This window comes from Thalassospira sp. MCCC 1A02898 (assembly GCF_001618185.1).
Classification (GTDB): domain Bacteria; phylum Pseudomonadota; class Alphaproteobacteria; order Rhodospirillales; family Thalassospiraceae; genus Thalassospira; species Thalassospira tepidiphila.
Window position 1 is genome coordinate 131,028 of the sequence record NZ_LPXK01000009.1, and the last position, 11,523, is coordinate 142,550.

An 11,523-nucleotide genomic window follows, 5' to 3' on the forward strand; every position below is an offset into this window, starting at 1 on the left:
TCATGTGCCGGGGCTTTTTCATTGGTCAATCTGTCAGCCAGGTAGCTGATTAATTCTGCGCAATTTTTTCGGCTGCTGCTTCGGCCTCTGCCTCGGCAAGAATTTGTCCGCCTTGGCGGGCGATTTCCGAAAGGGCCTGTTCGAACACTTCTGGCGGGTGGCCGCCGGAAATGGCGAATTTGCCATTGACCACATAGGTCGGTACCGAGCTGATGCCGGCATCGCCGAATTCGTCTTCCTCGGCGCGGACTTCCTTGGCGAACTCGTCGCTGGCAAGGATTTCGGCGGCGCGTTCCGGTGAAAGACCAACTTCCTCGGCCGCGCGTTTCAAAACACCATGGTCGGCGGTGTTGTCACCACCCTGGAAGTAAGCGGCAAACAGGTTAAGTTTAAGCGCAGTCTGTTGGCCGTATTCGCCTTCCTTGCCCGCCCAGTACAGCAAACGGTGGGCGTCAAAGGTGTTATAGATGCGTGCATCTGACCCGAAATGGATCGGGAAGCCGACATTTTCGCCCATCATGGTGATGCGTGCGCGGTTATCGGCACTTTGATCGGCAGTCAGGCCGTATTTTTCGCTGATATGTTCCGAAAGGTCCTGGCCCTCGGGCGGCATATCGCGGTTCAGTTCGAACGGGTGCCAGCGCAGGGTGACGTCAATTTCGCCGTCGAGACGGCTGATGGCATCTTCAAGGTTCTTGTACCCGATGATGCACCACGGACAGACAACGTCCGAAACAATGTCGATCTGCATGGGAATGGCTTTGGTCATTGGATTAGGCTTGCCTTGGATTATGTAACGTTGTGCTACCCCAACACATAATCGACATGGCGTCAAACGCAAGGAAAAGCCGGGGCGGACGCATATTTGAGGGGCGATTTATTAGTTGTATCTGATTTTGCGGGTGTGGTTACCCGACGATCATCAGGACGACTGCCGTCGGGCGTTGTCGACCATGTATTCGGCAAAAGTTTCAAGGATCGGGCAAGACCAATCCGCACGGGTCAATTCCCCGTCCCGTTCCCAGTCGCCATACCAACGTTCATCAATGTCACGGAATATGATGTAGCGGGCAAAACGGTCTGATGCAGTCCAGCAATTGCGACCGGTACGTTCCCACGTCAGGCCGGCAAGCATCATGATATCAACGCTGGTGGGGGCGTCATTTGCCATTTTTATTGTCCTTGGACGTCGCGCGATCATTAGCTTTGTTCTACATGTGCAGGGTTTTGATCAAGCGTACTACAACCTAGGATAAAGGTAATCATCGCATAGTGGTGGTTGCAACCATTCAAGGGGACAGGTCAGCTATCCTAAAGATGGGTAATTTGTTGAAATAGAGCAGAAATTGTCGTCGGGATGGCAATTTGAGTAATGCTGTTGCGCTGCTGTCTGTTTTGCGGCAATTTGCCAGACCCGCAAAAGACATGAAATCATGAGCCTTGCGAACAGAATAGCAGCAGCCAAAAACGGCCGCGGCACCCGAGACGATCGATCAGTTGGAATGAAAATGTCAGACAAGCGCGTCTATCTCTATGACAGTACCTTGCGCGATGGGCAGCAGACCCAGGGCGTGGATTTTTCGGCCGCGGACAAGACCGCGATTGCCAAGGCACTGGACGAACTGTCGATTGACTATATTGAAGGCGGCTGGCCGGGGGCAAACCCGACCGATGATGCATTCTTTGCCAATCCGCCCAAACTCAAGAATTCCAAACTGACCGCCTTTGGCATGACCCGCCGTGCGGGTCGGTCTGCCTCGAACGATCCGGGGCTGACCAGTTTGGCGCAGAATGCACCGATTGTTTGCATGGTCGGCAAAAGCTGGGATTTTCAGGTGACCGAGGCACTCGGGATCGAGCTTGATGAAAATCTGGCGATGATTTCGGATTCAATTGCCCATCTGAAATCCAAGGTTTCCGAAGTTATGTTCGATGCCGAGCATTTCTTTGATGGCTACAAGGCCAACCGGGAATATGCCCTTGCTGCGATCACATCGGCCTATGAGGCTGGTGCGCGCTGGGTTGTTTTGTGTGACACCAATGGCGGCACGCTACCCGACGAGATTTTTGACATTGTCACGGATGTCTGCCGCCAGATCCCCGGAACCCATGTTGGCATTCATTGCCACAATGATACCGAAAATGCGGTGGCGAACTCTTTGGCGGCCGTGCGTGCCGGTGCGCGGCAAGTGCAAGGCACGCTGAATGGTTTGGGTGAGCGGTGCGGCAATGCCAACCTGATTTCGATCATTCCGACGCTCATGCTGAAAATGGGCTATGACGTGGGCATTTCCCATGACCAGCTGACCCATCTGCGCCGCATTTCGCATATCCTTGATGAGCGGCTGAACCGTGAGCCGCTGCGTCAGGCGGCCTATGTCGGCGACAGCGCCTTTGCCCACAAGGGCGGCTTGCATGTTTCAGCCGTTGAAAAGAACCCGACCTGTTACGAACATATCGAACCGCATCTGGTTGGCAACCAGCGCCATATCCTTGTTTCCGATCAGGCGGGGCGATCCAACATTCTGGCGCGTTTCCGCGAGATTGGCGTTGAGGTTGATCCCAAATCCGAGGCGGTTGGCAAACTGGTTGAAACCGTCAAGCGCCGTGAGTTCGATGGTTATGCCTATGACGGGGCCGAGGCCAGCTTTGAATTGCTGGCGCGGAAAGCCATGGGCGAGCTTGATCGGTATTTCCGGGTGACGTCTTTCCGTGTGATTGACGAACGTCGCTGGGTCGATGAACAGGACGAGCAGGTCATCACCATGAGTGAGGCCACCGTCAAGGTCGTGGTTGGCGATGATCAGTTCATGTCGGTGGCCGAGGGCAACGGCCCGGTCAACGCCCTTGATGCTGCGCTTCGCAAAGTCCTTTTGACCGTGCCGGAATACCGCGATGCGGTCGAACAGATCGAACTGATCGATTATAAGGTCCGCATCATAACCCGCGGCGATGGTACGCGTGCGGTGACCCGCGTCATGATCGAAAGCCGTGATGCCGAAGGCAATAACTGGGCAACGGTGGGCGTTTCGACCAACATTATCGAGGCGTCCTATAACGCGCTGCGTGATTCCATCACCTATAAACTGTTCAAGTCCGGTGTGCGCAGCCAGCACGCCTGATGATGTGATCGGATATCCGTCAAATACATGCAGCCGGGCCATATCAAGGTCCGGCTGTTTTCGTATCAGTCCGGAGAGTTAAATCTGGAGGCTGGCGCGAACGGTTGGCTTTTGCTAAGTAAGCGCCAATATGGACGGGAACGCCCGAAAAAACAGCTTCTATGCCTTCCTTTGACGACCGGAGAATACCGCGATGAGCGAGCCCATCGGCAGTGCCAAGCCTGAAACAGGCGGGATTGCCAATCCGCCCGTAATCATTCTGATTGAGCCGCAGCTTGGCGATAATATCGGCAAGGCCGCGCGCGCGATGCTCAATTGTGGTCTGGTGGATTTGCGTTTGGTGCGGCCGCGCGATGGTTGGCCAAATGAACGGGCAACTGCCAATGCATCAGGGGCCGATATCGTCATCGACAACACCAAGGTGTTTGAGCGCGAAGAAGATGCGCTGGCCGATCTGAACCGGGTTTACGTCACCACCGCACGTACCCGTGATGCCATCAAACCGGTCTTTACCCCAAAGGGGCTGGCACCGGAAATGCGCGCTGTGATCGGGCGTGGTGAAAAGGTCGGTGTGATGTTTGGCCCGGAACGCACCGGCGTTCGCAACGAACATATCGCCATGGGTGATGCGGTGGTGACCGTGCCGCTTAATCCCGGTTTTACGTCGCTTAACCTGGCCCAGGCGGTTCTTTTGATTGGCTATGAATGGTGGCAGGCGGGCGTTGATGTGCCCGATTATCAATTGATGATGGCCGATACGTTCCCGGCGACCAAGGATGATATGGAACGCCTTTTCCTGCACCTCGAAAGCGAACTTGATGAGTCGGGGTTCTTTCGGGTGGCGGAAAAGCGCCCCGGTATGGCGCGCAATATTCGCAACATCTTTAACCGTGCCAATCTGACCCATCAGGAAGTTCAGACGCTGCGCGGGATGATCGTTGCCATGCGCGGTGGCAAGCACAAGCCAAAGGACTGATTTTCCACCCGATTGCCAAGTGCGGTGCAGGTGGGGTGCCATTCAAGCGGAACTCGGCAGAAATGCAGGGCTTCCATGCGGGATGGCGGGCGCGATTAATGTTTGACTCTTGATCAATCATCTCTATATTGCGCCTCACTTCCGAGAAAGTGGGTCGAAACATGTGGTTTCGTCCCCGTTCCGCATGCTCAGGTTTGGGCGGCTGGAAACTATCGGGACAATAAGTGATCTTTAAAAAAAGAGAGTTACAAAATGTCGAAACGTATTGCTGCAAAGCATAAGATTGACCGCCGCCTTGGTGTGAACCTTTGGGGCCGTGCAAAATCGCCGCTGAACAAGCGCGAATATGCACCGGGCATGCACGGCGCAACCCGTCGTAAGAAGCCGACCGACTATGGTACCCAGCTGTTTGCGAAACAGCAGCTCAAAGGCTACTACGGCTCGATCTCTGAAAAACAGTTCCTGCGCTACTACAAAGAAGCATCCCGTCGTCCGGGTGATACCTCCGAAACCCTCGTTGGTATTCTTGAGCAGCGCCTTGATGCGGTTATCTACCGCATGAAATTCGTTCCGACCGTGTTTGCTGCACGTCAGTTCGTGAACCACGGCCACATTCTTGTTAACGGCAAGAAAGTAACCATCCCGTCCTACCTGGTTCAGGAAGGTGACGTTGTCGAAGTGAAACCTGCTTCGCGCGAAATCCCGATGGTTATGGAAGCTGCCAACCTGAACGAACGTGACGTTCCGGAATATCTCGACGTTGACGCGAAGGCCTTCAAAGGTACCTTCGTTCGCGTTCCGAAATTCGCAGAAATTCCGTACCCGGTTCAGATGCAGCCGAACCTGGTCATCGAATTCTACTCGCGTTAATCCTTACGGGTTTCGCGACGAACCGATACGAAGACGCCCGCTGGAAACAGCGGGCGTTTTTGTTTGTCTGCGTTTTGCAAAACGTCCTCAGGCGGGTGGTTTGTTCAGTTGCTCGGACGCCTGTTGGGCGGCGGCGGCAACCGCTTCCTGTTTTTGTTCAGCTGTGGCATCGGGCGGCACATCGACCTTGACGTTGCGCGAGGCCATCTGGATGCCGTTTTCCTTGAACATCGCCAGAACCCGTTGATAGACGGTCTTGCGGATGGTGAATTGTTCGCCGGGTTTTGATGTGTATTTCAGCCCGATTACCATGTTGAATTCTTCCATCCGGCGCACGCCCTGGGATTTCAACGGTTCGATGAAGCTGTCGCCAATCAGCGGATCTTCCAGAAGTTCGGCCGCCAGTTTCTTGACCAGTTTCTTGATCTTGTTGACGTCGGTTTCAAACGGCACACGGAATTCGAGTTTGACGATCACCCAGTCGCGGCTGTGGTTGACGATGGATTTGATCTCGCCAAACGGGACGGTCTGAAGCGGGCCACGGTGATGGCGCAGCTGCATGGACCGGATAGAGATGTTTTCGACCCGGCCACGCAGATTGTCGACTTCGATATATTCGCCAAGCCGAAACGCGTCATCAAGCAGGAAGAACACACCCGCCACGACATCGCGCACCAGTGCCTGACTGCCAAAACCAAGGGCAAGGCCGACAACACCGGCACCGGCAATCAGCGGGCCGATATCAACGCCCAATGAGGACAGGGTCACCATGGCGACCATGATGACAATCACGGTCAGCGCGAAGTTTTTCAAAAGCGGCAACAGGGTTTCGACCCGCGAAAGCCCGGTGCCGCCGCCCTCATCACCGGCATTGCTCGTTGCCGACGCGCTCATGCGTTCATCAAGAAACGTCTTGATCAGCGACCAGATCAGATCGGCGATCAGAAGGATCATGATGATTTCGGTCGAGCTATCAATAATCCGGGCAATGATCCCGGCATCATCGGCCTGGGCCAACCGATCAAAGCCCCAGATGCGCCAGATACTTGCCAGCACAAACACCAGTGCCAGAAGCCGCACACCGCGTTTGAGCACCTTGGTAAAAACAGGTGCCTTGGGCTTGACCGGTTCATACACTTCGTCATGTTCATGCGCAGCCGCCTCTGCCCGGGCATTGTGTTCGGCGGCTTCCTGTTCGGCCACTTGCAGTTTCTTGCGATGCTGGCTTTCGATGATGTTGCGAAACACAACGTCAAACAAGCAGGCAAGCCCGATGGCAAGCAGCGCCTTAAGGATGCGTTCGGCCCCAATGATTGCCACCCCGCCCACCAGAATGAACCAGCCACAGACAATCATCGGCCACAGACGGGCGATGGATGTTGGCAGGGCCATCTTCTCGACCTCGGCACTTGCCGCATGGCTGGCAAAGAACCGGCCAATTGACAGTGTGACCACGCAAAAAGCGACAACTGAAATCACCACGGCTGCATCAAACAGGATGATATCGCCGGCAACCATGGTCGGCGCGGCACCGAATACCTTTGCCAAGGCAAAGGCAAACAATGATATCCCCGCCGCCCAGGTCAGGCGTTTGGTCAACACGGTTGCGGCCTGCGGATCGACATTGATCATGCGAAGGCCTTCTGCCTTAGGTGCAAACAGGAACTGCAACACGATGATCAGGACACGCAGGGCAAAGAACGCCATCAGAAGCGACATTACGGCCGATTTCATGATGGGCGGCCAGTCAAACATCATGAACGCGCCAAGCGATCCAATGGCAAAGACAAGCAGCGAAAACAGCGACAGCACACAAAGCCCAACCATATGTTTAAGGCGTTCCGAAAACTTCCGCGGGCTTTGCGATTCAAGATAGGCACAGGCCGGTGCCGAAAGACGGCGATAGATCACCTCGGCTGCGATACCGACACCAACGAAAATGACGGTAAACAGCAAAATGCGCATCAGGCCGGTCTGGCCAAAATCGGTCGACAGCAAGGCCCGTGTGGCATCGAGTTCTTCTGGAAAGGCATCGAGGCCGGACATGGTTTCTGCAATGCGGGCCTGGGTGCGGGTGACACCTTCTTCAAGGAAGCCATAATAGCTGAATGTTTCGGCAATCACGCCGTCTTCGGGAAGTTCTGTGGCGGGGGCTGATCCGTCTTCTGATCCGCCCTCTGAGCCACTTAGGGCGGTCGCGGCCGCCATCTGTGCTGCTGTGGGCGGGATGGGCAAGGCAAACCAGATTGCAAACAGCCAGATCGCAAAACATGCCATTGTTTTGATTGCCGGTTTCATGCCTGTGACTTCCCCTGTGGCGCAAATTTCAGCTTGCCCTAAAGATGGGGAATGGCGATCAAACCATCAAGAAATAGTTTTGTCGCAGGCGGGATATGATCGCATTTGGCGAGTTTGGCGATGGTCCGGCACAAAAAACGCGCTGGCAGAAAAACTGCGCAGCGCGTTTTGAATGGGGTCAGGCCTGCCTTGTTGCCTTAGGCGGCAACGGCAACGCCCTTGTCTTTAAGGTGCTGTGACAGCTCGCCGCTGGCGGCCATTTCACGCACGATGTCACAACCACCAAGGAACTCGCCCTTGACGTAAAGCTGCGGAATGGTCGGCCAGTTGGAGAAGTCCTTGATGCCCTGACGGATCGCCGGGTCGACCAGAACGTTGATATCCTTGAACTGAACGCCAAGCTCGGCCAGGACCTGAACAACAGCGGCAGAGAAGCCGCACTGCGGGAACATTGCGGTACCCTTCATGAACAGGACGACGTCATTGTCATTGACGTCTTTCTGGATGCGTTCGAATACCGGATTGTCGGTCATGATGATTGTCCTTGGCTTGGGGGCCCTGTTCGGGCCGCGAATTCAGGTTAAACTTTTATGGGCGAAGATATGGCTGGAACCTGCGGTTCTGTCAACTCTTGGCGCGATTTTGCCGTGCGGTACGCAGGTTATCCCAGGTGAAAATAGCCAGGCCGAACCACACCAGCGCATAGGTGATCATGTGGGCCTCGGTAAAGATCTCGCCGAAAATCAGAACCGCAACAAAGAACTGGATGGTCGGATTGAGATATTGCATCAATCCAAGGGCCGAGAATTTCATGTTGCGCGCCGCAAAGGCAAACAACACCAGCGGGGCTGTCGTGCAAACCCCAAGTCCGATCAAAAGCGCATCTTCGACCCGCCCGATATGCCCGAAGGTCATATCCCCCTGATAGGTCAGCCAGCCAAGATAGCCCAACGCAAACGGGGTCAGAAGAATACATTCAACAAACAGGCCTGCGATCGGGTCGGCCGGGACGAATTTGCGAATCACACCGTAAAAGCCAAACAATGTCGAAAGCCCGACGGCAACCCAGGGCATATTGCCATAAAAAACCAGAAGGTTCAGAACCCCGGCAGTACAGATCAAAACGGAAATGATCTGAATGCGGTTGAGCTTTTCGGCAAAGAAAATGCGGCCGAGGATCAGCATGATCAGCGGCATGATGTAATAGCCAAGGCTTGCTTCCAGGGCGTGCGCATTATTGACCGCCCAGATGTAAAGCAACCAGTTCCCCGCAACCAGAAGGCTTGAAAGAAACAAAAGTCCGACGGTGCGTGCCGATGAAATCAGTTCAAGCAGTTTCTTGCGCCGCCCTAGAACAAACACCAGCAGAAGTGTGAGAAGTGCTGACCACACAATGCGGTGCGACAGGATTTCAAGCGGGGTGGCAAAAGCGACCTGTTTGAAATACAGGCCGAAAAACCCCCAGAAGATGAAGGCGCCAAGCCCGGCGAGGGGGCCGGGGCCGATCAGTGCCGGTTTTTCTTGAGAAGACATAATTTCAAGCCGTGGTCAGTGAATGGGGCTGTGACCGGCCGCTAAGTCTTCGGACCAGCTCAGTTCGATCGGAAAGGCAACAGGGGCCGAAGGCAAACGGCCCCTGAGTTTGGTCTGGCGAAGCGGTTCGTGGTGGCGAGGTGCTTTGCCAAAGTTTTATCTTGGATGACCTTATTCCGGCGCAGAAGTCTGCAGGGCCAACGCATGCAGATCACCGCCCATTTTGCCCTTAAGGGCGGAATAGACCATCTGGTGCTGAACCACGCGGGTTTTGCCGCGGAACTGTTCGGAGACGACAATCGCTGCATAATGATCGCCATCGCCGCGCAAATCCTCGATGCGAACCTGTGCATCGGGAAGGGCTTCCTTGATCATGCTTTCGATTTCATAGGCTTCCATGGCCATGGCGCATATTCCTTATGGTTGATCGGCGCATATTGGGGACCGCCGATATGACGTGTTTTCACTGGTATATGTTGTTGTCACGGGGGCTGTCAATTTTTGAGAAAGGCGCGCCATCCGCCGATGTCAGGCTATAACCGCGCAATATCAGGCAATGTGAAAACCTTGTTTTTGGGCCGAGATTGGGCTAACACGCTTTTTACGGGGTGCGCACCCCTGCCGTCCGCAAGGTTTATGCCTTTGGTAAAGTGCGTGGAATGAATTTTTCGGACCCGTTTCCCGATCAGGATACGGCCCGGCAATGCGGACCCCGGCCTCCTGCGTGGAGACGATTTATGACTTCCAATACGCTCAATATCAGCCGTGCTGACATTGAAACCGACGCGACCGAACAATTCAAGGCACAGGCAAAACGCCTGCGCAAAGCCTTGGCCGCGCGTGATGTTTCTATCTCGCACACCGGTTCGCTCGAACTGCTGGCGCAAAGCCACGGTTTTCGCGACTGGAACACCGCCGTTGCCATGGCACGGCGCAATATCCCGACCAGTGTCTCCGATCTTGGTATCGGTAAACGGTTTGCCGGCTCCTACCTTGGTCATGCCGTCACCGGCTTGATCCGAAGCGTCACGGCGACCCCGACACCGGGCGTGTTTCGGGTCGAAGTGCATCTCGATGAGCCAGTCGATGTGGTGGAGTCAAAACGCTTTAGCGGTTTTCGCCAACGCATTGGCGCACGGATCAACGAACATTGCGAACCGGTCCTGACCAACGGCATGGCCGGACCCGGGCTTTCGATTGATTTGTTGCTGCGAGAGTCCCCGGACGCGTGAGCACGTATTTCCCAGAGATAAATGACCAAACCCTCCGGCAGCTTCCCAAAGTTGCCGGAGCTTACGTTCTGGTGATTGAACTCGAAGCTGACCTGACGCTTCAAAACAAACGTTTCGCCGGGATCACCCTTGCCAAAGGAACCTACCTCTATTGCGGCTCCGCCAACGGCTCGGGCGGCATTGCTGCAAGGGTCAAACGCCACTGCAAGGCGACCAAGAAACCCCATTGGCATGTCGACGAGCTGACGTCAAACGGGTTCGGGCGGGTTGTGTCGGTGCTGGTGGTGCCGGGTGGGGATGAGTGTGTGCTGAGGGCTGGATTACAGGACCAAAGCAGACCCGTTCCGGTGCCGGGATTTGGCAGCAGCGATTGCACCAAATGTGCGTCACATCTGATCAGTACAGGCGTTGGGAATTATTTGATGGTTCTGAGAAGTCTTGCCGGGGCTGCTTAGCCCCCGGTCATGCTCATATGGCGACCGACAGCCGGTTTCTGGCCTTTGCGGTCGATGACGAAATCATGGCCTTTGGGTTTGAGGTCCATGGCGGCATCGAGCATCTGATCAAGGGCACGCGGGTCGCCGGTACGAAGGGCGGCGCGCAGGTCAACGTGGTCTTCCTGGCCCAGGCACATGTAAAGCGTACCGGTGCAAGTCACACGTACACGGTTGCAACCTTCGCAGAAATTATGGGTGAGCGGTGTGATGAAGCCAAGACGTCCGCCAGTTTCAGCCACGGTGGTATAGCGGGCCGGGCCCGGTGTGACGTATTCGGACGGGATAAGGGTGTATTCCTGCTCCAAGCGTTCACGCACAGCAGTCAGTGGCAGGTATTGATCGGTCCGGTCGCCATCAATGTCGCCAAGCGGCATGGTTTCGATCAGGCAAAGGTCAAAGCCCTCCTTCCCGCACCAGGCGACAAGGCGTGACATTTCGTCTTCGTTGAAATTGCGAAGCGCGACCGTATTGATCTTGATCGAAATGCCGGCCTGTTTGGCGGCCTCAAGCCCGGCCAGCACCTGTTCAAGGCGACCACGACGGGTGATTTCGGTGAATTTCTGGGAATCCAGACTATCAAGCGAGATGTTAAGGCGCTTCACACCCAGGCGCGCCAGATCATCGGCATAGGTGGCAAGCTGGCTGCCATTGGTGGTCATGGTCAGTTCATCGAGCGCGCCGGTTTTAAGATGGCGCGACAGATTGGCGATCAGATCCATGATGCCACGACGGACCAGCGGTTCGCCGCCGGTCAGGCGCAGTTTGCGCACGCCACGCGTAATGAAAGCCGTGCAAAGCTGATCGAGTTCTTCAAGCGATAGAACATCGGATTTGGGCAGGAATGTCATGTTTTCCGCCATGCAATAGGTGCAGCGGAAATCGCAGCGATCGGTTACCGAAACGCGCAGGTAAGAGACATGTCTGCCATATTTGTCGATCAGCGGTTTGGTCATGGTGGCGTTTCAACGGTGTTTTTGAGTTTGCGGGCTTTTTGC

At 55.2% G+C, this 11,523-nt stretch carries 12 protein-coding genes; 5 read left to right on the forward strand and 7 right to left on the reverse strand.

What is annotated here, in order from left to right:
* Positions 1 to 49 precede the first annotated feature (49 nt).
* Positions 50 to 769 (reverse strand): DsbA family oxidoreductase, encoded by a 720-nt coding sequence (locus tag AUQ41_RS07300; protein WP_063087424.1) that lies wholly within the window; start codon positions 767 to 769, stop codon positions 50 to 52.
* 153 nt (positions 770 to 922) lie between these two features.
* Complete coding sequence (locus AUQ41_RS07305; protein ID WP_008891599.1) at positions 923 to 1,171, reverse strand: hypothetical protein; 249 nt, start codon at positions 1,169 to 1,171, stop codon at positions 923 to 925.
* A 337-nt stretch (positions 1,172 to 1,508) separates the two neighbouring features.
* Between AUQ41_RS07305 and cimA the strand changes: the two genes are divergently transcribed.
* The 3 genes from cimA (at position 1,509) to rpsD (ending at position 4,968) form a co-directional block, all read left to right on the forward strand.
* The gene (gene cimA, locus AUQ41_RS07310; protein WP_063088014.1) at positions 1,509 to 3,122 is read left to right on the forward strand and encodes a citramalate synthase; all 1,614 of its coding nucleotides are present in this window, start codon (positions 1,509 to 1,511) and stop codon (positions 3,120 to 3,122) included.
* A gap of 193 nt (positions 3,123 to 3,315) precedes the next feature.
* Positions 3,316 to 4,098 (forward strand): RNA methyltransferase, encoded by a 783-nt coding sequence (locus AUQ41_RS07315; RefSeq protein WP_063087426.1) that lies wholly within the window; start codon positions 3,316 to 3,318, stop codon positions 4,096 to 4,098.
* A 252-nt stretch (positions 4,099 to 4,350) separates the two neighbouring features.
* Positions 4,351 to 4,968: a 30S ribosomal protein S4 gene (rpsD, locus tag AUQ41_RS07320; RefSeq protein ID WP_063087428.1), complete on the forward strand. Its 618-nt coding sequence runs from the start codon at positions 4,351 to 4,353 to the stop codon at positions 4,966 to 4,968.
* 87 nt (positions 4,969 to 5,055) lie between these two features.
* Here rpsD and AUQ41_RS07325 read toward each other — a convergent pair whose 3' ends face one another.
* The 4 genes from AUQ41_RS07325 to AUQ41_RS07340 form a co-directional block, all read right to left on the reverse strand.
* Positions 5,056 to 7,266, reverse strand: a complete 2,211-nt coding sequence (locus tag AUQ41_RS07325) for a mechanosensitive ion channel family protein (RefSeq protein WP_063087430.1) — start codon at positions 7,264 to 7,266, stop codon at positions 5,056 to 5,058.
* A 197-nt stretch (positions 7,267 to 7,463) separates the two neighbouring features.
* Positions 7,464 to 7,799 carry a Grx4 family monothiol glutaredoxin gene (gene grxD, locus AUQ41_RS07330; protein ID WP_044827586.1) on the reverse strand — a complete coding sequence of 112 codons (336 nt, stop codon included), beginning with the start codon at positions 7,797 to 7,799 and terminating at the stop codon, positions 7,464 to 7,466.
* Positions 7,800 to 7,890: 91 nt separating this feature from the next.
* Positions 7,891 to 8,799, reverse strand: coding sequence for an EamA family transporter RarD (gene rarD, locus AUQ41_RS07335; protein WP_063087432.1), 909 nt, complete (start codon positions 8,797 to 8,799; stop codon positions 7,891 to 7,893).
* 171 nt (positions 8,800 to 8,970) lie between these two features.
* Positions 8,971 to 9,204, reverse strand: coding sequence for a BolA family protein (locus AUQ41_RS07340; protein WP_008891609.1), 234 nt, complete (start codon positions 9,202 to 9,204; stop codon positions 8,971 to 8,973).
* A 332-nt stretch (positions 9,205 to 9,536) separates the two neighbouring features.
* On the opposite strand from AUQ41_RS07340, the gene AUQ41_RS07345 reads away from it, so the two are divergent.
* Together AUQ41_RS07345 and AUQ41_RS07350 are read left to right on the forward strand one after the other, a co-directional pair.
* Positions 9,537 to 10,031, forward strand: coding sequence for a glyoxalase superfamily protein (locus AUQ41_RS07345; RefSeq protein WP_063087434.1), 495 nt, complete (start codon positions 9,537 to 9,539; stop codon positions 10,029 to 10,031).
* Between the two features lie 71 nt (positions 10,032 to 10,102).
* A complete protein-coding gene (locus AUQ41_RS07350) occupies positions 10,103 to 10,486 on the forward strand; it encodes a DUF123 domain-containing protein (protein ID WP_083952823.1) in 384 nt (127 codons plus the stop codon).
* Here AUQ41_RS07350 and moaA read toward each other — a convergent pair.
* On the reverse strand, positions 10,483 to 11,481 hold the full coding sequence (gene moaA, locus AUQ41_RS07355) for a GTP 3',8-cyclase MoaA (RefSeq protein ID WP_063087436.1): 999 nt from the start codon (positions 11,479 to 11,481) through the stop codon (positions 10,483 to 10,485). The genes AUQ41_RS07350 and moaA overlap by 4 nt on opposite strands.
* Positions 11,482 to 11,523: the final 42 nt, after the last annotated feature.

Excerpts from the sequence above, each read along its gene's own strand:
- AUQ41_RS07300 (WP_063087424.1), bottom strand. The coding sequence starts at position 769 with ATGACCAAAGCCATTCCCATGCAGATCGACATTGTTTCGGACGTTGTC.
- AUQ41_RS07305 (WP_008891599.1), bottom strand. The coding sequence starts at position 1,171 with ATGGCAAATGACGCCCCCACCAGCGTTGATATCATGATGCTTGCCGGC.
- cimA (WP_063088014.1), top strand. The coding sequence starts at position 1,509 with ATGTCAGACAAGCGCGTCTATCTCTATGACAGTACCTTGCGCGATGGG.
- AUQ41_RS07315 (WP_063087426.1), top strand. The coding sequence starts at position 3,316 with ATGAGCGAGCCCATCGGCAGTGCCAAGCCTGAAACAGGCGGGATTGCC.
- rpsD (WP_063087428.1), top strand. The coding sequence starts at position 4,351 with ATGTCGAAACGTATTGCTGCAAAGCATAAGATTGACCGCCGCCTTGGT.
- AUQ41_RS07325 (WP_063087430.1), bottom strand. The coding sequence starts at position 7,266 with ATGAAACCGGCAATCAAAACAATGGCATGTTTTGCGATCTGGCTGTTT.
- grxD (WP_044827586.1), bottom strand. The coding sequence starts at position 7,799 with ATGACCGACAATCCGGTATTCGAACGCATCCAGAAAGACGTCAATGAC.
- rarD (WP_063087432.1), bottom strand. The coding sequence starts at position 8,799 with ATGTCTTCTCAAGAAAAACCGGCACTGATCGGCCCCGGCCCCCTCGCC.
- AUQ41_RS07340 (WP_008891609.1), bottom strand. The coding sequence starts at position 9,204 with ATGGCCATGGAAGCCTATGAAATCGAAAGCATGATCAAGGAAGCCCTT.
- AUQ41_RS07345 (WP_063087434.1), top strand. The coding sequence starts at position 9,537 with ATGACTTCCAATACGCTCAATATCAGCCGTGCTGACATTGAAACCGAC.
- moaA (WP_063087436.1), bottom strand. The coding sequence starts at position 11,481 with ATGACCAAACCGCTGATCGACAAATATGGCAGACATGTCTCTTACCTG.